General features: G+C 60.2%; 17 protein-coding genes. 13 read left to right on the forward strand and 4 right to left on the reverse strand.

What is annotated here, in order from left to right; translation table 11 throughout:
* Positions 1-249: 249 nt before the first annotated feature.
* Positions 250-2,124, reverse strand: a complete 1,875-nt coding sequence (locus BX591_RS30235) for a DUF3857 domain-containing transglutaminase family protein (RefSeq protein WP_167444644.1) — start codon at positions 2,122-2,124, stop codon at positions 250-252.
* Between the two features lie 305 nt (positions 2,125-2,429).
* Between BX591_RS30235 and BX591_RS36635 the strand changes: the two genes are divergently transcribed.
* The 4 genes from BX591_RS36635 to BX591_RS30250 all read left to right on the forward strand — a co-directional run bounded on the left by BX591_RS36635 (position 2,430) and on the right by BX591_RS30250 (position 7,215).
* The gene (locus BX591_RS36635; protein WP_167444645.1) at positions 2,430-2,951 is read left to right on the forward strand and encodes a hypothetical protein; all 522 of its coding nucleotides are present in this window, start codon (positions 2,430-2,432) and stop codon (positions 2,949-2,951) included.
* Positions 2,952-3,013: 62 nt separating this feature from the next.
* Positions 3,014-3,277 carry a GNAT family N-acetyltransferase gene (locus tag BX591_RS37395; RefSeq protein ID WP_167444646.1) on the forward strand — a complete coding sequence of 88 codons (264 nt, stop codon included), beginning with the start codon at positions 3,014-3,016 and terminating at the stop codon, positions 3,275-3,277.
* Between the two features lie 299 nt (positions 3,278-3,576).
* Positions 3,577-5,001 carry a phospholipase D-like domain-containing protein gene (locus BX591_RS30245; protein WP_111934992.1) on the forward strand — a complete coding sequence of 475 codons (1,425 nt, stop codon included), beginning with the start codon at positions 3,577-3,579 and terminating at the stop codon, positions 4,999-5,001.
* A 321-nt stretch (positions 5,002-5,322) separates the two neighbouring features.
* The gene (locus BX591_RS30250) at positions 5,323-7,215 is read left to right on the forward strand and encodes an SAM-dependent methyltransferase (RefSeq protein WP_111934993.1); all 1,893 of its coding nucleotides are present in this window, start codon (positions 5,323-5,325) and stop codon (positions 7,213-7,215) included.
* Positions 7,216-7,875: 660 nt separating this feature from the next.
* On the opposite strand, the gene BX591_RS30255 is transcribed toward BX591_RS30250, so the two are convergent.
* Positions 7,876-8,496, reverse strand: coding sequence for a hypothetical protein (locus BX591_RS30255; RefSeq protein WP_111934994.1), 621 nt, complete (start codon positions 8,494-8,496; stop codon positions 7,876-7,878).
* Positions 8,497-9,437: 941 nt separating this feature from the next.
* Between BX591_RS30255 and BX591_RS30260 the strand changes: the two genes are divergently transcribed.
* Positions 9,438-10,007, forward strand: a complete 570-nt coding sequence (locus tag BX591_RS30260) for a cysteine hydrolase family protein (protein ID WP_111934995.1) — start codon at positions 9,438-9,440, stop codon at positions 10,005-10,007.
* Between the two features lie 82 nt (positions 10,008-10,089).
* Here BX591_RS30260 and BX591_RS30265 read toward each other — a convergent pair whose 3' ends face one another.
* Positions 10,090-11,862 (reverse strand): serine hydrolase, encoded by a 1,773-nt coding sequence (locus BX591_RS30265; RefSeq protein WP_111934996.1) that lies wholly within the window; start codon positions 11,860-11,862, stop codon positions 10,090-10,092.
* 319 nt (positions 11,863-12,181) lie between these two features.
* Between BX591_RS30265 and tolA the strand changes: the two genes are divergently transcribed.
* The 8 genes from tolA to BX591_RS30310 all read left to right on the forward strand — a co-directional run bounded on the left by tolA (position 12,182) and on the right by BX591_RS30310 (position 21,229).
* Complete coding sequence (gene tolA / locus BX591_RS30270; RefSeq protein WP_111934997.1) at positions 12,182-12,733, forward strand: cell envelope integrity protein TolA; 552 nt, start codon at positions 12,182-12,184, stop codon at positions 12,731-12,733.
* Between the two features lie 401 nt (positions 12,734-13,134).
* Entirely contained in the window at positions 13,135-13,854 is a 720-nt protein-coding gene (locus BX591_RS30280) for an ABC transporter substrate-binding protein (RefSeq protein WP_111934999.1), read from the forward strand.
* Between the two features lie 381 nt (positions 13,855-14,235).
* Positions 14,236-15,147, forward strand: coding sequence for a GHMP family kinase ATP-binding protein (locus tag BX591_RS30285; protein ID WP_111935000.1), 912 nt, complete (start codon positions 14,236-14,238; stop codon positions 15,145-15,147).
* An 8-nt stretch (positions 15,148-15,155) separates the two neighbouring features.
* Complete coding sequence (locus BX591_RS30290; RefSeq protein WP_111935001.1) at positions 15,156-16,169, forward strand: PLP-dependent cysteine synthase family protein; 1,014 nt, start codon at positions 15,156-15,158, stop codon at positions 16,167-16,169.
* 3 nt (positions 16,170-16,172) lie between these two features.
* Positions 16,173-18,770, forward strand: coding sequence for a lyase family protein (locus tag BX591_RS30295; protein WP_111935002.1), 2,598 nt, complete (start codon positions 16,173-16,175; stop codon positions 18,768-18,770).
* Positions 18,767-19,624 carry a formyl transferase gene (locus BX591_RS30300; RefSeq protein ID WP_244147161.1) on the forward strand — a complete coding sequence of 286 codons (858 nt, stop codon included), beginning with the start codon at positions 18,767-18,769 and terminating at the stop codon, positions 19,622-19,624. The genes BX591_RS30295 and BX591_RS30300 overlap by 4 nt, the downstream gene beginning before the upstream one ends.
* The gene (locus tag BX591_RS30305; protein WP_111935003.1) at positions 19,621-20,217 is read left to right on the forward strand and encodes a LysE family translocator; all 597 of its coding nucleotides are present in this window, start codon (positions 19,621-19,623) and stop codon (positions 20,215-20,217) included. The genes BX591_RS30300 and BX591_RS30305 overlap by 4 nt, the downstream gene beginning before the upstream one ends.
* Positions 20,218-20,272: 55 nt before the next feature.
* Positions 20,273-21,229, forward strand: coding sequence for a D-aminoacyl-tRNA deacylase (locus tag BX591_RS30310; RefSeq protein ID WP_111935004.1), 957 nt, complete (start codon positions 20,273-20,275; stop codon positions 21,227-21,229).
* Positions 21,230-21,249: 20 nt separating this feature from the next.
* On the opposite strand, the gene BX591_RS30315 is transcribed toward BX591_RS30310, so the two are convergent.
* The gene (locus BX591_RS30315; RefSeq protein ID WP_244147160.1) at positions 21,250-22,056 is read right to left on the reverse strand and encodes a helix-turn-helix transcriptional regulator; all 807 of its coding nucleotides are present in this window, start codon (positions 22,054-22,056) and stop codon (positions 21,250-21,252) included.
* Positions 22,057-22,280 lie beyond the last annotated feature (224 nt).

Below are 22,280 nucleotides of genomic sequence, written 5' to 3' on the forward strand. Positions count from 1 at the left end.
AGTTAGGGCGAGGTTACTCGGGCACCGCCAGACGAAAGGGGCGGCAACAGACAAACCGAACCTACTGCCACCGCGCCACATCTCGACTCTACCGATTTCGGGCGCCGGCGTGGTGCAGCGGTCGGCCAGCATGCGACATTCGACACCAACACCCGAATCGCAGGCATTCAGATGATCTGTTCGACTCTCCGCGTTCGGTTGTCGCGTCGTTTGGTTGCCACCTCTCGGTCTACAGACTCAGAAAGTCGGTCATTGATACACGATCTGCGCCGCAAGGTCACGCTTGATTGATGCAGCCATTTTCTTTAGCGCAGGGCACTCATCCGGTTGTAAATACGGAGTTCTTGACGTCAATTCAAGCGTCCGAGTCACGGTGACCGCTCTGCCTTCAAGGGCATAGGAAGACGTGTAAGTACCAAACGCCGAAGTAACGCTTGCGGGTTTCGGAAGGCTCAACACCCTCATGGCGATTGGCAAATCCACTTTGGTAACCTCGCTGAAATATCCACCTTTAAATAGGTACGGGGTTCTCCGTCTATCAGATCCTAACCCCTCAAAGGCGCTGGAGATATTGTTGAGGCCGCCCAACCCTCTTGGAACACGCATGGCGCCAGGGCCGGGGAAAGGGGCGTAGTCGGGTAACTCAAACACACTCGAGAACGAGAAGGCGTTCCAGAGATCATTGACGTCACCGTGAATGTAGTTTCCTGTTCCGTCCACACCGCTCGCCGTCAGCAACAATTGCGCAAACACCGATTCGGAGCCCGCAGGCAGACGAGCAAATGTTGAACGCGCAATCCAGTCATATTCGCCCCGGTTTTTGACTTCGCTATTACCTCGAACTGTGCCGAGGGTGTCGAGCATGATCTCCGTCCTTACTATCACCTTGTCGGCGTCAGCATGCGCAAGTGGAAGGGTGACCACGTGACTCCGCTCATCCCCAAGGCCCGTCAGCAAAGCACGTTTACCCTCCTCGTTGAACGGAAGGACGCCGAACCGGGCCGTGCCTGCCGTCGAGTCGACGTAGACGTCAAACTCGGGAAGGTAGGTGATCACATGATTGAATACTGCCATCGGGCTAGCGGCTGAAGGCAGCCAATAGCGGCTATCCGCGTTGACAAGTACCGTACTGCTTTTTATACCTTTCGCAGCCAACAGCGCCTGAAGGAGCGTTGTGTGGTCTTTGCAGTCGCCGTAGCGAGCGTTCAAAACGTCTTGTGCAGTATGCGGGACAACCCCGCCGAAACCGAGAAATACGGCAACGTAGCGAATGTTTCTGCTGACCCATTGATAGATGGCATCTGCCTGGACTCGCCGGTCGGTAATTCCCTTCGTGACCTCGTTGGCCAGCTCCTGTATGTCGCGTGTAACGGCCATTTGAGTCTGCGCACGCGCGAGGTACGCCTGCCCGACCGCCTCATAACTGGGAAACGTTGTGACCACCAGCCGCGGACTACGATCGTCGATGCTTGGCGCGTACGCTTCTCGAGGGTGCGCGGGCGCGTCCTTTATCGACCAATGCCACGTTTGTACGCCTTTGACGTCCGAGGCTACCAGTCCGCCCGGCATATCAACGACGTCCGCATACAGTTTCATTGACGACGGCGCATTTATAGTGACGCTAGCATTCTTGATGGCTTTGTCGTTGGGAAACGTGTCATCAGCCGAAAATTGACCGGGAAACAACGGGGTGACCTGCGTCTCACGCGTGCGCATCGTGACGGTCGCGCCTGGCTCGACGCCGGGAAAGACAATCGTCTTGACAAGGTTGTCATCGAAAGTAGGTGCGTAGGCGCTCAGCGAACTCTGACGGGTGAAGATCGCACTGGGTGAAACGTCGATACGCGCTCCATCTCGCGTTGTTGTATAAGCCTCGATAACGTCGAATTTCTGAAATTCGTTGCTGTATCGAAAGGACACTTGGCCGTAGGTCCTAACTCCCTCGTCATTCTCAATGTGAATCGCCCTCGTCTGATCGTGTGTCGACGTGCCATCGCCATTCACCGTGTAGACATTCTCATCGGACAAGACGGTCACGGGAGGAGAGTAATCACCGGCAAATGCAACCGTGCAATGCGCGGTGATTACGGCCGCGATAAGGTGCACCATGAACTGGCCATTCATTGATTTCGACCGCTCGTTTCGCGCAATCAGCATGCAGATAGTCTCTCTTAAGTTATGTTTTTTCTTGCGTGGCGCCGAATCAGGAAACTACCACGATGACGGGCATGCTGCCACGGATTAGTACGCTTGCACGGCAGATTAATGAACGGCTGCTTTGTAGAGCCGTGACCGGCACTTGTGGGGCGACTTATACCTACCGCATTGGACGACAGTCGGCCAGAAGCAGACGGTCGACGATGAGCTCCACATCGTCGACAATCTAAGGATCATCGAACAGCAAACTTCTCAGGCAAGAGTGACCCGCGATGCCAGCTTCGACCCACGAGCGTAAGGCGCAGCTTTGGAAGTGCGCACTGTCCGGCAACCTCCACCCGTCAGTCCCGCTACCCGCCGGTCTGCGCAACGTACAGTCGGGAGATATATCGGCGCTCGGGCTGCTTTTCTTCGCGGCGTTCCAAGGAACGGTCGACGATGCAGGGCAGACGGAAAATCAATACACATCAAAGGCAAGGGCCATCCTTGGCGGACGGTACGGCGAATGGATCGCCCAGGCATCGTGGACCGTTGAACAGACCGAAGGACTCCAATCGGCATGCCTTGTTTGCGACTACAACCCTTATGGTGGCCCGGTCATCGCCGTCGTAGCCACCGCACCTGCAAGCAAGATGTCAGGCAGAGCAGGGACGTTGGTCGACGCTGCATTGGGTTCATTATTTGCGCTTGGTCATTCGGAATGCTGTGCGATGGTTACCAAAGGCAATGTTGCATCGGAGCGCTTATTCGAAAGCCGGGGATTTTCGCCGCATGCCGATGTTCACGGTTTGTAACGCGGAGTCCACTCCGTTTCGGCCAGTTCGGTCACTCACAGCCGACAACCAGCGATCATCGAATGAAAATACCGGAGGCAATCTACCTGCATCCGTCGCGATACGGTCAGGGTATCGGGGCGTTGCTAATAGAGCACGCGTGCCGTTCGCTTGGCGAAATAGGCTACAGGAACGTGTCGCTGTGGGTGCTAACCAGTAATTGCCGTGCGAGAACGTTTTACGAGCGTGCTGGTTTCGAAGGGGATGATCAAACCCGGCAGTTTGAGCTCGGCGGCGCTGTCCTCTGGGAAATACGCTATCAACGGCCACTGGATGGCTGCTATTAAGAGATGCGGCCGAACGTGCCGGGCAGCAGTCGGCCAGAAATTGTCGTTGGAACAGTGCTCATGAATCGGCGACAATCGGACATTCCGGAAAGCTATTCTTTCAACTGCGCTGATATCCTGTCCACCGAGTGCTTAAAATGCAGCCCGATTCGCGCCACTCTTGTCCACGGTAACTATCTCGCGCTTGCCGTTCCGTTCACCTTCTCGAAGTAACAAGCGAACTAACTAACCGCGCTACCGCGTCAAAGCCCTCCAGACCGTCAGGGACCCAGGGCCCGAGACACATCGAACGCCACATCATGACCATAACGAGAAGGCTAGCGCTCATTCTGGCATGCGTGTTCGCTTCTTCTCAGCACGGCCACGCGCAATGTGTCGACCTGGTCGCCAGTCTTGACGACGGTCAGTTGATGCAGTCGCGGATTGCGCTGGTCGACCGTGCCACGCCTACCGAGCAGATTCGCATCCTCGCCTACATCTTCGAAATCGATCAGACCGGCGGCCTGCTGTTGCGTCATCTGGTCGAAGCCGCGCGCCGAGGCGTGCCGGTCAAGCTGCTGATCGACGGCATCGGCCCAGAGCCGCACTTTCCGTTGGAGGACGAGTTCATCGTCGCCCTGCACGAGGTGGCGCCCGGCATCGAACTCCGAATCTTCCATCCACGATCCGATCTCGTCGAGATTTCGCATCGCATGCACGACAAGCTGTTCCTGGTTGGCAACACGGCCGTGATCGGCAGTACCTCGATCTGGGATGCGAGCTTCCTCAACTGGCTCAGCGAGCGCGATCTGATGGTGGCGGGCGACGCCGGCCAGGATGCTTCCTCCCTGCACGCCATGTCCCAGCATTTCGCCTTGTTCTGGAATAGCCCGGAAGTGGTTCGCCCTGAGCCGGAAAAATTCCTCGACGTCGAAACTCCTTATCGCGTCTCGCAGGGTTCTGCGACGCTGGACCCGGCGCGCATCCATTATTGGCGCGAATGGCTGCGGGCTCCGCTCGACACTTCAGCGCGGGCGACGGACCCGGCCGTTACCGATAGGCCATCTGCCTCCGATACGCCCAATGATCCTGCCGTTCCGCCCGCTTCCGGGGCGGATTTTGATCCTGCCTGGATGCCGATCGCCTGCGAGCGCCTGCGCTATGTCCACGACTGGCCCGACAAGCGCTGGCCAGGCACGTTGCAGGACATGCTGCAAGCGTTCGATACGGCGCAGCACGAGATCCTGATCATCAATCCCTACCTGATCCTGGTACCGGAACTGCGCGAGGCGCTTGAGCGCAAGCGGCGCGAAGGTGTCCACGTGATCCTGGTGAGCGCCTCGCTGGCGAGCATCACACAGGAATTCCCCGCAGTCGGGCGCGCCTATGCCAACGATCTGCCCGGCCTGGTGAATGCCGGGATCGATGTGCGCGAATATTCCGACCGGGAGAACCGCATGATGCACGCCAAGCTGGTCCTTATCGACGGCCATCGATATTATCTCGGCAGTTTCAATTTCGATTCGCTGTCGGCACACTTGAATACCGAAAACGGTCTGTGGATAGATATCCCTGAGGACGGGCTCGATCCCTTGCAAGACAGCGTGGCGTACTTCCTGCACAACTCAAGTTCGGTGAGCGACGCCAATGGCCGCCTTCTGGCGGATCCCGATGCGCGCTGCCGGGCCGCCGGCTGCGGCGGTGCCTGGCGGTGGGTGACAATGCTGATCAGGAGCTTCCTCTGAGCGCGGCGTGCCTATCGCTAAACTACGTGGCCAATTCGGGTCGCCGTCCGCGCCGTGTCGCGCAGTAGTCGGCCAGGAACAGCCACTCGAGGCCCCCAATCGGATCGTTAACAATCAGCCCCTCCGAACACCGCGAAGCAGAAAATCCGAATCAGATTCGAGAATTGCCCCTGCCGTTCTGGAGCGCCCTCAACCCCGAAGGCTTAATCGCAAGTATCGAATCCGACTTGCCGAAATCGCTTCCAAACGCAAACGCATCGATTTCACTTGCACCTGACGCTACGTCAGCTTCTAAGGTTGACACCGACGACTAGGAAAGTAATGCGATTGAAAATCGGCGAACTGGCGAAAAAGGCGGGGTTGAGTGTCCGGGCCCTGCATCACTACGACGCAATCGGGCTACTGTCGCCGTCGCAGCGCACCGACGGTGGCGCACGCCTGTATGGACGAGACGATTTGATCCGGCTGCATCGTATCGAGGCGTTGAAGCGGTTCGGTTATTCGCTGCCGGACATCAAGGCTAACCTCGATGATCAACGGGCCGGCGTTCCGCTGCAGTTTCTGCAGCGCCAGATCACGGAGCTCAACGCGCAGGCATCGCGCGCGCAGCGTCTCAGTCGTCACTTGCAATACATCGTGGACACGATCGCCGCCGACTGCGAGATCGCGGCGCCCGACTGGCTGAACGCTCTGGAGCTGATGAACATGTACCAAAAGCATCTTGATGACGATGAACTCGATGGGCTGCTGGCATCCGGGACGGATACGATGCCGCCGACGGATCCTTCGTGGACCGGGCTCGTCGACGAGGTCCGCGTTGCCGTGCAGCAGGCACTGCCGACCGTAAGCGATGCCGCCCAGGCACTGGCCTGGCGCTGGATCCGGCTCGTGATCCGATTGACGCGCAACGACCCGGCGCTCGCGACCAAGCTGACGATGCTGCAACTCGGCGAGCCGCGCGCCCAGCAAATTGTCGGCATTACGGCGGAGATGCTGGCATGGATCGACGCAGCGTTTACGCACGCGCGCTGCGAGCTGTTCGCCAGATACCTCAGCCCGGCGCAGGCTGACGAGGTACGGCGTCGCCAGTTCGCTACCGCGAAAAATCAAGCATGGCCGGCGCTCGTAATCGAACTGAGGGCACAGATGGAAGCGGGCGTCGACGCCAGTGCCGCGCCGGTGCAAGCGATCGTCAAGCGCTGGCAGCAACTGTTTCCCGACAGCTTTTGCGGAGATGACGCGGTCCTCGAGGCACGCGTGCGCGATGCCTTGATGCGCGAACCGGATCTGCAACTCGGCGTCGGCCTCGACGATTCGCTATTGGCCTATCTGCACAAGGCACATATCGTCGGCCACGACATGACACCGGTCGACGCCGGACCCAAGCCGAGCGCGCTGATGGTGGCGACGCAGCGGGCCGCGCATCAACTGCTTGATCGGCCGTTGGTGCTTGACGATCCAGTTGCACTGACCGTCCTCGGCCCGGCCGAAGCGCAGGCATTGCGTGACAACATCGACAGGTTCCGTCATCCGACGTCCGTAGGGATGCGCAGCTCGGTGATCGTACGTAGCCGGCTTGCCGACGACGTGTGGGCCGAGGCTGTCGAACGCGGCATTCGCCAGTATGTGGTTCTCGGCGCGGGACTCGATACCGCCGCGTACCGGCATCCCGATACGCCGGCTCGTATCTTCGAGGTCGATCTGCCGGCGACGCAGGAGTGGAAGCAGACCCGCCTGCGCGAAGCAGGCATTGCGGTGCCGCCCTCGCTGCATTTCGTGCCGGTCGACTTCGAGCGAGTCGGTCTTGCAGAGGGGTTGGCGCGTGCCGGTTTCGATGCTACGGCACCGGCCATTTTCAGTTGGCTCGGTGTGACGATGTATCTCGACGAGGCTGCGGTCGTTGACACCTTGCGCTTCATTGCCGGCTGCGCGAAAGGCAGCGCGGTCCTGTTCGAATACGTGATGCCGCTTTCGAGCTTGCCGCCGATCATGCGTATCGCGATGGAGCAGTTGACGGCACAATTCGCGGAGCGCGGCGAGCCGTGGAAGAGCTTCTTTGAACCGGACGTCCTGGCCGGGATATTGATCACACTGGGCTTCAGCCATAGCAACACGTGGACTCCGGACGAGTTGAACCAGCGTTATCTCGCGAACCGCGCCGACGGACTGCATATCGGTGCGACTCCTGCACGCATGGTTCTGGCAACGGTTTGAAAGCGCTTCGCGGGCGGCGCGATCCATGCCTCGATCCAGGTCTGCCTGACTTGCGCTTCGAGCGCGTGTCGATCTCCGACGTCTAGTGCGGGGAACATCGAATGGCGGTGGAGAGGCGTGTGCTGCCGATCGCAGCCCTATGAGGTTCGGCGCGCATATGCCGTCAGCATAAAACAGTAACCGGCCAGGAAAGGACGTTCGACCTATCTGCACAAATCCCTGACAATTTTGCGACTTCACATGCCGGATACATAGCCATGAAATGTTGGATATGTGGGCGGTCACTTGATCAGCCCCACGATCATCTTGTCGATGAACTGCGGCGGCGACTGCTGGGGTTGCATCGGTGAGATTGAGGCCGCTCTGGGCAACGTGGCATCGATTGAGCAGGTCCGGACAGCACACGTTCGCGAACTTCGCCCAGAATGGACAGGCCGGGATAAGTAGCCGCCGCCAGCCGCTCGCTAAGTCGTTGTCGGTCACCTTCGGTCAATCTGCATGCCATAACGGATCCATATCTCCATCAGCTTGGCGACACAGCCCGTTGTAGAGGTTCGTGTGGAATGGCCGTTGTCGAACAAGGCCCATTGGCCGCTACGGGGCGCCTGCTGCCGAATCGCAGTCGGCCTTGCAGGCGGCACCCGACATTCGTCGAAACCGTCAAAGTTTTGCAGGGCTTGACTGCTGCGCGGTTGTCGGCATTTCCGGCGTGACAGGCTGATTGCGTGTCCAATTGATAAATCCATTGAGCATCGGGTGAAACAGCGGGTCATCCAGTCCTGCCATGTTGAACGCGTTCATGTCGATCAGCAGAACGGTCTTCCCGGTGCTGGCATCTGTCGCTTTCAGCGTTCCCTCGAAGTTGTAGCCACCCTTGAACACGGCATTGGGTTCGACGATCAGGAAAGGTCCGATCTCTTTACTAAGGTTATTAAGTCCAACAAGATCAGACACACTCGGTACCTTGCTGCCGAGGTTGCGTTCAATAACGATTGCCTGCAAGTCATCTTTCGTCACAATCTTCTTGAAGGTGTGCATTTCTTTAAAAGCCGCAACAAAAAAGTCTACGAAACGCGGGTTCGGAGTTTCCGCGTTGACCTTCAGATAGACCATTTCGGTGTAAGCCGGGTCAAACTTCTCCGCTACGCGGACGTCAGCGGGTTTGAGTACGGTGTGGGTTGCATAAAGGCCCGATGTGGGGTCCGGCTTTTCGACATGCAGGGTCGAGTTGCAACCTGCGAGCAGGCCGGCAAAGATCAGTGCAAATGCGATACGAACCATAAATTCCTCAGGTTGATTGTGTAATTGCCACCTATATCGGCATGGCAAATGAAACCTTGAGCCTTGCGAAGCAAATCTGGTTGCATTTCATTCGGGGGATGCAAGTCTGCTTTGTTTCGAATTTCATTGATATCCTTCAAACTCGAGATCCCAACAGTCCGTACCGTTTGCATGAGGTCGTGATTGCGCCCAGAGGGGTTACTCTTTCGGCCAGTCCCAGCTAACGGCTGTTCGAGGTCGCGTGCCACCGATCGCGGCCGTGCGACGGCCAGACTCAGTATGCTCATTGGATAAGGTAGTACCCGGCCACTGTCGGCCGTTCGACTCCGATGCGCAATCGTCGACAATCACGCATAACACATGCGCGATCGGGCGCCCACACAACTCCTATCGCCTCGTTATCAACATGCAAGTTAATTGGGCCATCGTCCTATTTCTCGCAGTAGTCATAGCTCCGTCGAGAGCGACGGCTGACGGCCCTTTTGAAGGCCATTGGGAATTTCAGGACCAAACCGACGAAGGGCTTTCCCACGGCGCTGAGTTAGATTTGGAGCAACGCGGAGAAAGTGTGTCTGGAGCGTGGAGTGACGGAAGCTTGCAGCGAGTATGGTCGGGGACACTGCAGGGTAATGCCCGAGGTCACAAGCTAAACGTTAGGTTCTGCAGCGATGGTTCATTTGGCAACGAGGCTTTCGTTTGTCCCAACTTCGAGCCGGAATCTGATCTGTTTGTGGTTACCGGCGACAGACTTACCTGGTACCGAAGGCGAGGCCCTGGCTTCGAGTCTTACGCGGTACTGCAACGTGGGGCGAGACATAGAACATCGAAGAAAGCGAGCGGGTGACAGGCACGGAGCTCGGCCAGCAGCGGCCGGTCGACTGCATCACCAAATTCGACGACAATCCGGGACAGTCGCTCATCTGAGCAGATTGGAGAGTCGAATGCCGTCCGTCCTTCCTTCGCCTGGTGCTGTGCTTTTGCTGATCGACTTACAGCAAGCGATCGACCATCCGAGCTGGGGCGTGCGAAACAATCCCGACGCCGAGCGGCAAATTAGACGGTTGGTCGCGAGATGGCGCAGCGAAGGCTGGCCGGTATGGCATGTCCGGCACGATTCCCCCAACGCAGAATCTCACTACAGGCCGGGCCAGCCGGGGCACGAATTCAAACCAGAATTCGCTCCGATGAATGGCGAGCCCGTTATCCCGAAGCAGACCAATAGCGCGTTCATCGGAACAGATCTTGAGGAGCGGCTCCATAACGGAAACCTTGATACGTTGGTTGTAGTCGGGGTCATCACGAACAATTCAGTCGAGGCAACCGTTCGTATGACCGGCAATCTCGGCTTCCAAACGTACCTCGTTGCGGACGGTTGTTTCACGTTCGCCCGGGCCGACTGGAATGGGACGCCGCGAAGCGCCGACGATATCCACGCGATTTCGCTAGCAAACCTGGATTCCGAATACTGCACTGTCACGACTGCGGATCTGTTGTTGGACGCTTCAAGTTGAAGCCTGGGCCGAATACTCATGCGGCTCCGTGACGAGGACGCTGACCGGCCAGAAGCGGACGGTCACCCCATGGCTCAGATCGTTAATACACGGCCTTTGCGGTTGTTCGGCCGATCGCGTCGTCAGTACGCGTCCATTCAATCTCCGCGTGCGCGTCCCAGTGACGCAGGGCTGTGACGTGACCCTCCTCAAGGACGAATTCGAACGTGATGTCGGGGAACGCGCTACTGCGAAATTGCAGGCCTCCGAATGTTTCGAGTACATTTTCAGGTTCGCCCGGACTGGATAACAAGATGTCGCCGTCACGACTTAATTTGACGTTGATCTTGATGCCGAAAGGTGTCTCGTACGTACCGACCAGTTTTGCAAGCAACTCCGCATCAGGACGTATCGGCCGACGAACGAACACGGCCTCTGCCTCATCAAGGCGCATCGCCGCGCGATCGATGTCGCCCAGAGCGCTAGTAAGAAATAAAACCGACCATCCGCCGTGCGCCTCGTCGTCAGGGGTGTCAAAGCGATCATAGTGGAAGTGATTCAGCGGCTGGTTGATATGGCGAAAACCAAACCGAAGCTGCGTGCCGTCAGCCGTTATATGGAGCTGTCCGTATGCAGGATGCTCGTACGAGCCGACATAGTCTTCCAAGTCATGTGACGGGCGCGTATTAGGTACTCCGCGTGGCACCGAGCGTTCTCGTGCCTCACGCATCTTAGTCTTTTCCTTCACGGCAAACTCGTACAGGCGCGCCGTCCAATCAGTCGCATCGAGACCAAGTGCACGACTATAGAGGTCAAAGCCGATCGCATTGCTGAGCGGTGCGCAATGGTCGCCGATCACGAAGACGGAAATGCCGATCTTTTCTTTCGGCAGATACGACACCTGCGAATGGAATGCGCGCAAGGCACCGCCATGACTTGTCAACAGATGACCGCGAAACGCCGATGTCATCCTCCCCATGCCATAAATGCCATTGAGATCGAATTCGAAGCCAAGAACATCGTTCAATTCGTTTGGCCACGGCAAGCCGGGAGCGAGCGTCGCGTTCAGAACACTGGCAGGGATCAGTTGCTTGCCGTCGATCGCGCCGTTGTTCATCAGCATGATCGTCCACCGTGCAATGTCGTCCAGACTCGCGACGATGCTGCCCGCTGGACTGCAGTCGTCGTCTTTCGGAGCAGGTACTTGCCAAAGCTCATCGTTTTCACGTCGTTCGGAAAAAGGTATGGCGTAGTCCCCCTGACGATCTTCTTTAGCGTCCCCGTATGTGAACAAGGTCCGCTGCATACCGAGGGGGGTCAAAATCTCGTCCTTGACGAATTGATGCCACGGCTTTCCGCTTATTAATTCAATGATGTGGCCAACCGCCTCGTACATCATGTTGTTGTAGATAATTCGCGATCGGAGCGGAGCGATCGGCTTCATAAACCGGATGCGCTCGAAGAGGTCTTTCGTCGAATAGTCCGATTCGTACCAGATCATGTCATAACGAGGCACGCCGGTTTTGTGTCCGAGCATGTCGCGTAACGTGACAGCCGCATCGAGTGACGGGTCGTGAAATCGCAGACTGGGAACTGCATTGCGAATCGGCTCATCGAACGTAAGAAGTCCACGTTCGACCAGCAATCCTGCGGCGACCGCGGTAAATAGTTTTGTGTTGGACGCAATCGGAAACAGAGTTGATGAGGTAAACGGCAGCGCATTCGCAGCGTCGCGATGGCCGTAACCCTGCGCTAGCAATACCTGATCGTTTCTTACAATGCAAACGCCGATCCCCGGCGCGTGCCAATTGCGCACGAGTGTCTCGACGTATGCATCGACATCGCCCAAACCTGGCTTGCCTTGATCGCTCAGCATCGAACTTCCTTTCAAGAGAATGAAAATATACGAATACAAAGCGTTTTGTAAATAACGTGTTTCCTCAACTGACTTCAGTGTGACACGTTGGCCCTGAATCGTCTGCCCTCTATGCTTCACAAGGATTGGGCCGGTTTAAACGGTCTGATTGACTGCTCGGACGAACGTCTGCTTTTGAAAATCGTTACAGTCCCTTGTGGGTCGATCCACGCCGACGGTCGCGAGCCAGGGTTCGGGCAGTTTGGGACGTTCGACGCCATACCCGAGATCGAAGACAAGCGGAAATAGATCGGTTTGCACTAACGCACTGAATTCAAACATGAAAAAGAAGAACTGGAACCTCGCCGCCTGTTTCTACGTGTTTTCTCTGTTGTTGGGTTGCGCGGACAATGCGGCACAGATTACAAACAACGTGCCGACTATGCCCCTTGAGCAGGTAGTTAGCCGTTGCTTGTCGACCGTTGCTCCGCAAGGAGGGCCGACCCCTACCCAGGACAACCTCACTGAATCGCAATGGATTGGCTACGTCACTTGCGCGCTCGGTAGCAATTTACGAGTCGACATTGGTGAGGTTCAAGAAAACCCACAGGCAACTGTCGAAATCCTGATAGACGATGACGGATCTATTAGCTCGGTAAAACGCTTTCGGACCAGTGGCAACGCGGCGTGGGATCGTGCGGTCGACATATCGATCTGCGCAGCGCCCGCCTTGGTCTCACCTCCCAACCCGCGCCATTTTTCAAAGTTGTACGTGGTTTTCGGGCCTTTTTTACAGGGCGTAGGGGCGAGCGGTGGGGCCACTCTGACTGGTCAAAGTCATTGGTCGATGCATCACTGCACGACGGCAGGCGGCGCCACAGCGTGCAACTAGCATCTGTGTTAGATCCGGGGTGAGTGGCTGGTTTCTGGACTCGGAAGCGCGCCCGCGAGCGTAGCGATAGCGCCAAAAACACCCCAGACCACCGCGTCACGCCGCCCGGTGTAGAGTCTTCCGCGCCAACCCGCATAATGTGATGCTGGTTCTGTCACCCAAGGCAGCCGAAGATGACCAAGCTTTCAAGAACGAAATCCTGCCGCGTCACGATCAGAATGCGGGCCGCGGCTGTTGTGCTGGCGACCAGTGCGGTCTTGCCTGTGGGGCTTGGGTTATCCACGCTCGCGTTTATATCCGCGCCAACATCCGCATTCGCGCAAACGCCAACGTCAACGCCACCCCAAACCCAAAGCACAACCGCCCCGCAGCCAACCCCACCCACCCCTTCAAGGACCCCCATGGCCTCCGTGTTCGCCCCGCGTGGCACGCTGCGCGCATCGATCAATCTCGGCAATCCGGTACTGGCCAGTCTCGATCCGGCCACCGGTCAACCGGTCGGCGTCTCCGTCGATCTCGCCACTGAATTCGCCCGACGCCTCGGCGTGCCGTTGCAGCTGGTGGCGGTCAAATCGGCGGGCCTGTCGGTCGAGAACGTCAATCAGGACAAAGCCGACATCGGCTTCTTCGCCGTCGATCCCAAGCGTGGCGAGGAAATCGCGTTCACCAAGCCCTACGTGCTGATCGAAGGCTTTTATCTGGTGCGCGACGCCTCGCCGATCACCCACAATGCGCAGGTCGATCAGGCGGGCGTGACGGTCGCGGTCGGCAAGGGCAGCGCCTACGATCTGTTTCTGACACGCGAGCTTCAGCACGCCACGCTGGTGCGCATTCCGACGTCGCCGGCGGTCGTGCAAGGTTTTCTCGATCAACATCTGGACGTAGCGGCCGGCGTCAAACAGCAACTTCAGAAAGATGCCGCTCACACGGGCGGATTACGCCTGCTCGATCAGCGCTTCATGGTGATCCGTCAGGCGATGGGTGTGCCCAAGGCGCGGGGTGAGGACGCGGCGGCTTATCTCGCGAGCTTCGTCGAGGAGATGAAGGCGTCGGGGTTCGTGCAGGCCTCGCTGGCGCGACACCATATCGACGGCGCGGCCGTCGCGGGTGAGGGAGACTGACACGTCGCTGTCGGATCGTCGCTAGAACGAAACGCAAGAAGCCCAGCAAACGCACGAAACTCCACCGCACCAACCTCTCACGCAAACGTTTCCGCGTTGACGATTCAACCGTCATAACGATTCAAGATTCATCAGCACGACGCTCGCCATAAAACCCGTCGATCGAGCATCGTTCAGCCCGCCTCATCGCGCGTCGACTCATGTCCCGCGCATCGATCCCCACCGCCTCAACGGCCAATCAAGCAAAGGCGAAGCCCACTCGCCGCCAAACAGCAATTTTCAGATAGCACTGCGCAATCTCCCCTAAGAAATGACCGGCCAACCGTCGCTATGCTCCGGGCTCGGCTTTATCAAATCGTCGCGTTTTTTACGAGGAGATATATGGTTGTTCTATTCGAGCACGATGAGCTGGACGAGGCGCTTCAGCATCACGATGACGCGCTGCGGGCGGCGACGGGGCAGTGCCATGGAACGTTCGGTGAGTTGATGCAAGGCGTGTTGCCGGACGACCGGCATATTCTCGTCACGCTGCCGGTCAACCTGAAGAGCGTGATCGAATTCAGCGCCGCGCGCACCGACCGGATCGGCGCCAACGTGAGCCGCAAGACCAAGGCATGTCGCGCGGTCGAAGATTATCTGCGCCTCGCCGACCTGCCGCCCGGCGGCCTGCTGAATTTCCGGTCGACGTTCCCGGTCGGCAAGGGGCTGGCGAGTTCATCGGCCGACATGGTCGCGGCGATCCGCGCGGCGGCCCGCTATTACGGCCGGACGCCCGCGCCGGAAACCATCGAATCGGTGCTGCGCTTCATCGAGCCGACCGACGGCGTGATGTACGACGGCGTCGTGTCGTTCTATCACCGCGAAGTCAAACTCGACGAACAGCTCGGCGCCACGCCGGGCCTCGCGATCGTGTCCGCCGATCGCGGCGGCGAATGCGACACCGTCGAGTTCAACCGCCGCAAGCACGAGATGCCCAGCGCGGTGCGCCACGAGTACCGCGACATGCTGGCCGGCATGAAGGAAGCGCTCCGCGCGTCCGACCTGCACACCATCGGCGCGATCGCCACACGCAGTTGCGACCTGTCGCAAGCGTTCAATCCTCATCCGCACATCGGTCTGATGCACGAACTGCGCACCGGGACCGACGCGCTCGGCCTCGTGGCGACCCATTCGGGCACCTGCATCGGCTTGCTTTACGACGCCGGCGACCCCGAGCGCCACGCCAAGACCGCGCACGTCCAGGCGTCGCTGCGCGCGCGACAGATCGAATCGAGTCAATACACGACGGTATAGGAACACAGATGCTCAGATATGAATCCTCGCTGGACGCGATGCGAGACGCCACGCTGTTTCCGATCGGCGACCCGGAGCACGCGCTGCACATGGTGTCGTTCAAGGCGATGAAAATCGTGCCCGCGAACTTCATCATCCGGAAGGCGATTGCGCGCGGCGATCTGAAGCCGGGCGGCACGGTCGTCGAAACATCCAGCGGCAACTTCGCGCTCGGCATGGCGATCGTCTGCAACCGCCTGAAGCATCGCTTCGTCGCGATCGGCGATCCGGCCATCGAACCGTCGTATAAGCGCCAACTGGAAATGCTCGGCGGCCAGGTCGAAATCATCACGGACAAGAAGGGCAGCCAGGGTTATCAGAAAGCGCGCCTCGACCGTTTGCACGACATTCTCGCCGACGAACCGGGCTCGTTCTGGTGCCGTCAATACGACAACGAAGACAACGCGAACGCCTACGCCGAACTGGCTCGCGAGCTGCTCGCCGCCGTCGGTCAGCGGCTGGTGCTGGTCGCGCCGGTCGGCTCGGGCGGTTCGAGCTGCGGGATCGCCGGCGCGTTGCGCGCGGCCGGCGCGGATTGCACGCTGGTAGGTGTCGATACGTTCAACAGCATTCTGTTCGGCCAGCCGGACGGGCCGCGCAAACTGCGCGGCCTCGGCAACACGGTGATGCCGAAGAACCTCCGGCAAACCCTGTTCGACGACGTCCATTGGGTCGGCTCGGACTTCGCCGAGCATTTCACGCGCAAGCTGTATTCGTCCACCGGCCATTTTCGCGGGCCGACCACCGGCGCGGCGTTCGCGGTCGCGAGGTTCGTGCGCGAACGCTATGCGGGTACGCCCGTGGTGTTCCTGAGCCCGGACGACGGCTCGCGCTACGTCGATACAACCTACGCCGCCGACCCGGCCAATCCCGCTTACGACACGCTCGCCCCGCAACGGATCGCGCAACCGACCGCGTACGCGCCCGGCGCCGACTGGGTCTGGATGAACTGGCAACGCGCCGATATTCAACGATACCGTTAAGCCATGGCGATTATTTACGTCGAATCGAACACCACGGGCTTTGGACACCGCTTGCTGGAGGTGTCGTGTCTGTATGACAGCGTCTATTTCTTCATTGGCGACCCGGCACGCTATGCCTTTCTGGACCGCTTGCCGGCGGCCGTGAACGTCGTGCTCTGCGATACGCGTTCCGTCGACGCGTTACGCGAGGCCGCTGCGCAGATCGACGCGATCCGCTATGTCGTGTCGACCAGCGACGCGTTTATCGACATCGCCGCGCGGCTGTCCGGCGAACTCGGCTTGCCGACCAACTCCGCTGCGGCCATTGCGTTATGCCGCGACAAGCTGCGCTTGCAGGACGTGCTGCGCGACAGCGGCGTCGCCTATCCGCACACCACGACGATCCGTTCCACCGAAGCCGTGGCACGCCTGAGCTTCCCGGTGATCGTCAAGCCGAGGCAAGGCACGGGTAGCATCGGCGTGCGGCTGGTGGAAAGCGCGCAGGACTTTCCGCTTAACGCCGGCGACGATCTGATCTGCCAGCGCTTCATTCCGGGCACCGAGTTTTCGGTCGAATCGTTCAGCGACGCCGACGGTCATCAGATTCTCGGCGTGACGCGCAAGTTCGTCACCAAGCCGCCGCATTTCCTCGAACTGGCCCACGTATTTCCGGCCGACCTCGACACCGCGGTTCGCGCGCGGATCGTCGATACGGTGCGGCGCGCGCTCGACGCGGTCGGCTACCGTTTCGGCCCCGCGCATACCGAGGTGAAGGTGCACGACGGCGTGGTGTCGATCATCGAAATCAACGCGCGCCTCGCCGGCGGCATGATTCCGACGCTGATGGAGCGTTCGTTCGGCTGGTCGATGGCGGACCTGTACGTGCGCAGCTATCTGGCCGGCCGCAGCCAGTTCGTGGTGCCGACGCCCGCGCTCTATAGCGCCGTCGCGTTCGTGGTGCCGGAGGTGGGGCGCCGCTATATCGGCATCGACTTTCCGCGCGATTGCATCGACGCGGGGCTCTTTCGCAGCGAAGGCGTCAACGCGGGCAAGTTCGACTTTTCCGACCGTGCGGGTTATGTGATTTCGGTGGGCCGTAGCGCCATGTCGGCGCTGCGGCAAAGCCTGTCGCTGCGCATGCGTTCCACGGTGCTTTATGACGACCGGCGCGATCCGCCGCCCGACGCGCGGACGATTCACGAGATCGTCTACCGCAAATCCGGGCCGGGCTTCGGCGGCCTGACCGACACGCTGCTCGTGATCGAAAAGGCTCATCTCACGATGCTGCGTCGGCAAGGCGTGCTGAACGCCGCCCAGTTCGACGCGTTGAAGCAGGCCGTGCTGGCGCTGGAGGCCGATCCCGGCCTGCTGCGCGATCACGTATCGGGTCGCGGCGATTACTTCGACTACGAGAACTACGTGATCGACCGGTGCGGCCGCGAAACCGGCGGCATGATCCAGGCGGCGCGCTCGCGCAACGATATCAACAGCACGCACCTGTCGCTCACTTTACGCGAGGCGCTGGCGCGGGTGAGTTCGCGCACCGTCGAACTGGCCGCCGTGCTGGCGCGCCGCGCCAACGAAACCGCCCACCTATTGTTGCCGATCTACAGCCAGTATCAAACGGCCATGCCGGGTTCGGCCGGTCACTATCTGGTGGCGCAAGGCCAGATCCTGCTCGACACGCAGGGGGCGTTATCGGCCTTGCATGACGGCCTGAGCGTGTCGCCGCTCGGCGCCTGCGCGGGCGCGGGGACGACGTTCGCCACCGACACGCACAGCACCGCGGCGTTGCTCGGTTTCGCGAGCGGCCCGTCGAATTCGCTGCGGGCGATCAGCGACAAGAATCATGCGCAGCGCGGCGTGTATCTGCTGACCGAACTGAGCGGCAACCTGAACCGGATCGCCAGCGACCTGCAACTGTGGACCATGCGCGAACTGGCGCTCGTCGCGTTGCCGGACGCGATGTACGGCGGCTCCTCCAACATGCCGCAAAAGCGCAACCCGTACCTGCTCGAGTGGCTGCGTCTGGCTCACGAACGCAACGCCGCCCGCTTGACCATGGCCGTGTCGTCGCTGTCGCATCTGCCGACCGGCAACTCCTATCAGGCGAGCCGCACGGCCATCGAGACGCTGGTCGAATCGACCGGGCAGATCGTGGAGATGCTGACCGTGCTGACCTATGCGATCGACGGCATGCGTTTCGATGCGGATGCCGCACGGCGCGCGCTCGAAGCGGGCAACGGCTGCGCGACGCTCGCAGCGGAGTTACTGGTGCAGCGGCATGAGGCTTCGTTTCGCGATGCGCACACGCTGGTGGGCCGCGCGCTCGCGGCTCCTGACACGACCAGCACGACCCGCACGACCACCGAAGCCACCGAGGCGCCCCCCGCCGACACAAGCGCGCGAGTGCTGCTCGCCAGCATGAACGACGAACTGGCGGCCGGCCAGGTATTCGAACGTCTCAGCGGCGGCGGCGGCCCGTCGACGGAAAACACGCGCGCGGCCTGCCAAGCCCTCGACGCGCAGCTGCGCGACGCCCGCCGGCATCATCTGGCGCGCGCCGCGCGCGCCGCCACGCTCGCGCATGAACTCGACCGCGGCTTCAGGAGAACCCTTTGAACAGCTCGACGCCATCCATCCCGTCCACGCCCCCGACGCCGGACATCACCTTGCTGTGCGCGGACGGACCGCATCATCTGTATCTGGCCAGCGAAATCCTGAAGACCTTCGGTAAGGTACGGATCATCGTCGAACCCGGCCACGCTCAAGCTGCCCGTTTGCTGCGTAACGGCCATTACCGCGCGTATGGCTGGACGCTGTATCACCGGTGGCGGCGCAGCCTGTTCGGTTACGACGCTTACCGTCAACGCTACTTCACGCAACACGAAGCGCCGCTCACGTGGGAGGCGCTGCGCGGCGACGCCCGCGTTCGCCTGATAGAAACACCGTGGATCAACGATCCTTGCGTCGTCGAAACCTTGCGGGAAGAGGGCGCCGACGCGTACATCGTGATGGGCACCAAGAAGATCGGCGAGGCCGTGCTCGCGCACATTCCGCCCGACCGGATTCTCAATCTGCACGGCGGTCATCTGCCGCACTACAAGGGCAATCACTGTTTCTTCTTCGCGCTGCATCACGGCGAATTCGACAAGCTGAGCACGACGCTCCACCGCGTGGCATCCGGTCTCGATACCGGCGCGATCGTCTCGCACCACACGGTGCAATTCCAGCCGGGCGACAATTCGGAAACGCTTTATTCGCGCGCCGAAAAACGGGCCGTCGACAACCTGGTCGCCCGCCTCAAGATAGACCCGGACGTCACGCGCTGGGACAGCGAACCGCAACCCAACGCGGGCACGACTTACCGCATGCGCGATCGCGGCCCGCTGATCGAACTCGCGCACCGTTTCGCGCTGTTGCGCCACCTCCACGCGGCGTCGGCCGTGCGCCGGAAAGGGAATCAGGCACGATGAACAACGCACTGCTGGCCCAGCTTTCGCAGGTCGCGCTGTTTTCGATCCCGCTGACTATTTCGCCGGGCCCGAACAACCTGATGATGACCACCAATTGCGCGCAGTTCGGCTTCCGGCGCACGCTGCCTTCGCTGGTCGGCATTTCGCTCGGCGTGTTCGTGCTGTTCATGGTGGTGGCGCTGGGCCTCGGCGGCGTGCTGGCCCGCTATCCGCAACTGCATCTCGCGCTGAAGGTGGTGGGTTCGGCGTACATTCTGTATCTGTCGTATCTGCTGTTCACCTCGCATTCGTCGAGCGCGCAAAAGAAAACGACCGAGCGGCCGATCACGTTCGTTCAGGCGGCCTTGCTGCAGGTGTTGAATCCGAAGATCTGGCTGCTCGCGGCGACCGCCTGTTCCACGTTTCTCCCCCTCACCGGCAACGTGCACACCGACGCGATTCTGCTGTCGCTCACGCTCGGCGCGATCTTCTTTCCGTGCAATTCGATCTGGGCGCTGTTTGGACTCGTGATGCGCGGGGTAATGCGCGGCCGGGCGTTCTACCGGACCATGGGGGTCATGACCGCGTCGTCGGTCTTTTTCGTGCTGTTTTGAGTTGGCTAATTAGCCGCGATTTCACGGCTTGCGCGCATTTCTACCAAGGACGGCCATGAACCACATCGTGCTAGCGTTTTGCATCGACCCGGCAAAAGATCCTGTTTCGTCGCATGTGCTCGCGCGGCTGCTGGCCGCCGGCGCTTTCTCGCCGACCGACGGCAGCGTGGACGGTCACCCCGTGTTGCGTGCGCAACTGGGCAGCGTGCGCTGCGATCTGCTGCAACTCGACGACGTGCTGAGCCACGACTACCCCCGCTACGCGCCGATCCTCAACGACGCGTTCGGCAATGCCGACGCGGTCGTCATCGTCAACTGGCACGAAGGCAAGAACGCGCCCGATCCGATCTTCACGGTGCAAACCACCGGCGACATCGAAACCGGCACCTTCAGTCCCGTCGATCCGGCCGTGACGCGCGCGCTGTTCCTCGCGGTGGAAACGCAGCGGCAAAAGGCCGGCCTCGGGCAATTCTCGACGTGGATGGAAGCGACCCACTGGTCCGGACCCTTGTACGGCGCCGCATCAGGCAAGCTGGTGAGCCTCGTGAAGCCCTCGGTGATCGATCTGGAGATCGGCAGCACGCCGCGCGCATGGTCGTATCCGGCCGCCGCCGAGGTGCTCGCACGGGCGCTGCTCACGGCGTTCGAAGCGCTGGAGAAACCGGCAATTTCGCTACTGGGAATCGGCGGCACGCATTTCGAGGCGGGCTTCACGCAACTGCTGCGCGACTATGGCGAAACCCAGGGGCTCGCGTTTTCGCATCTGCTGCCGAATCATTGGCTGGTTGCACATCGTTATGAGTCGTCGGCGCGGCTGCCCGATCTGCTGGCCTGCGCCCGTTCGATCAAAGGCGGCGTCGACGCGATCGCGTTCCACGACAATCTGAAAAGCAGCTACAAGCACCAGGTGCAATTGCTCGCCGCCGAACTCGGCGTGCCGGCGTTCTCGCACCGCAAACTGAGATCGGACGACATTGCCGCCCTGATTCGCGACGCACGCGTCGAATCGTGACGCACAACGAGCGTGGTGGATCAGAGGCCGCGAAGCGCTTTGGGCGGATAGCCGAAGTGCTTCCTGAACGCGGTCGTGAACTGACTATGTTGCGCGTAGCCGCATTCGAGCGCGATGGTGGTGATTTTCTGCGGGCTGTTCGTGAGCAGGTTGTGCGCGCGGCTCATTCTCGCGTGGGTCAGAAACGCATGCGGCGAGTGGCCGAAGGTGGTTTTGAATTTGCGCAGAAAGTGATACCGGCTGAGATTCACCAGGCTCGCCAGATCCTCGAGCCGCACCGGTTCGCCGAGGTTGTCGCCCAGATAGTCGCGCAGCAACCGGGTCTGATGCGCCGAAAAGCGGCCGCGCGTATTCGGCGCGTCGAGATCCGTGGCGGCATACGAGCGGATCGTGTTGAGCAGAATCCAGCTCATCAGGCCGTCCACGCCCAGCAGCAGCGACTTGTCGTCCCAATCGGCAAGCGCGATGCTCGCGGCCGCCGCACTGATCACCGGCGAGGCCTCCTGGAACACCTCGCGGAACGAATAACTCTCCGGCGGCTGGCGCAGCGACTGGAGCAGGCTTTCCTCGAAGTTGCGCGGATCGAAATACACGTGCAGGAAATTCAGCCGCTCGGTGATCTGCCACTGCGATTGACCTTCGCCGATGGGAAACAGACAGACCGCGTTTTTGAAGCCGCGCCGCAAAATCTGCCGGCCCAACACCTGGTTGCAGTTTTCCCCGCCCGACAGGTACACGCTCAGTACGTTTTCGTTCGAACTCCGATACTCGGTGAGCGTATTGCGTCCGGTCCACTCCGACACCACGATGCCCGACGGCAAGTGCATGGACCGGACGAGCTCGGCACCCGCCGATTTCAGCGCGCCTCTGACGTTAATCGAGTTTGAAGACAGCATCTTGCAAATGATCGCTTATCGGCTGGTGGTGGAGCGGGCGGCGGCGTGCCGTGCTACGAAAAGCAGCAGAAACGGCCCGCCGGTCCGGCATGAGTGCGGCAACGAATGTGGCTAATGAGGGGCTATTGTGTCAGAAGATGAGAGTCGTGAGCGCG

Origin of the sequence: Paraburkholderia bryophila (genome assembly GCF_003269035.1) — a bacterium.
GTDB classification, from domain to species: domain Bacteria; phylum Pseudomonadota; class Gammaproteobacteria; order Burkholderiales; family Burkholderiaceae; genus Paraburkholderia; species Paraburkholderia bryophila.

Coding starts and splice junctions, on each gene's coding strand:
- BX591_RS30285 (WP_111935000.1), top strand. CDS start 14,236: ATGGTTGTTCTATTCGAGCACGATGAGCTGGACGAGGCGCTTCAGCAT.
- BX591_RS30290 (WP_111935001.1), top strand. CDS start 15,156: ATGCTCAGATATGAATCCTCGCTGGACGCGATGCGAGACGCCACGCTG.
- BX591_RS30265 (WP_111934996.1), bottom strand. CDS start 11,862: ATGCTGAGCGATCAAGGCAAGCCAGGTTTGGGCGATGTCGATGCATAC.
- BX591_RS30310 (WP_111935004.1), top strand. CDS start 20,273: ATGAACCACATCGTGCTAGCGTTTTGCATCGACCCGGCAAAAGATCCT.
- BX591_RS37395 (WP_167444646.1), top strand. CDS start 3,014: ATGAAAATACCGGAGGCAATCTACCTGCATCCGTCGCGATACGGTCAG.
- BX591_RS30245 (WP_111934992.1), top strand. CDS start 3,577: ATGACCATAACGAGAAGGCTAGCGCTCATTCTGGCATGCGTGTTCGCT.
- BX591_RS30250 (WP_111934993.1), top strand. CDS start 5,323: ATGCGATTGAAAATCGGCGAACTGGCGAAAAAGGCGGGGTTGAGTGTC.
- BX591_RS30295 (WP_111935002.1), top strand. CDS start 16,173: ATGGCGATTATTTACGTCGAATCGAACACCACGGGCTTTGGACACCGC.
- BX591_RS36635 (WP_167444645.1), top strand. CDS start 2,430: ATGCCAGCTTCGACCCACGAGCGTAAGGCGCAGCTTTGGAAGTGCGCA.
- BX591_RS30305 (WP_111935003.1), top strand. CDS start 19,621: ATGAACAACGCACTGCTGGCCCAGCTTTCGCAGGTCGCGCTGTTTTCG.
- BX591_RS30255 (WP_111934994.1), bottom strand. CDS start 8,496: ATGGTTCGTATCGCATTTGCACTGATCTTTGCCGGCCTGCTCGCAGGT.
- BX591_RS30260 (WP_111934995.1), top strand. CDS start 9,438: ATGCCGTCCGTCCTTCCTTCGCCTGGTGCTGTGCTTTTGCTGATCGAC.
- tolA (WP_111934997.1), top strand. CDS start 12,182: ATGAAAAAGAAGAACTGGAACCTCGCCGCCTGTTTCTACGTGTTTTCT.
- BX591_RS30235 (WP_167444644.1), bottom strand. CDS start 2,124: ATGAATGGCCAGTTCATGGTGCACCTTATCGCGGCCGTAATCACCGCG.
- BX591_RS30280 (WP_111934999.1), top strand. CDS start 13,135: ATGGCCTCCGTGTTCGCCCCGCGTGGCACGCTGCGCGCATCGATCAAT.
- BX591_RS30315 (WP_244147160.1), bottom strand. CDS start 22,056: ATGCACTTGCCGTCGGGCATCGTGGTGTCGGAGTGGACCGGACGCAAT.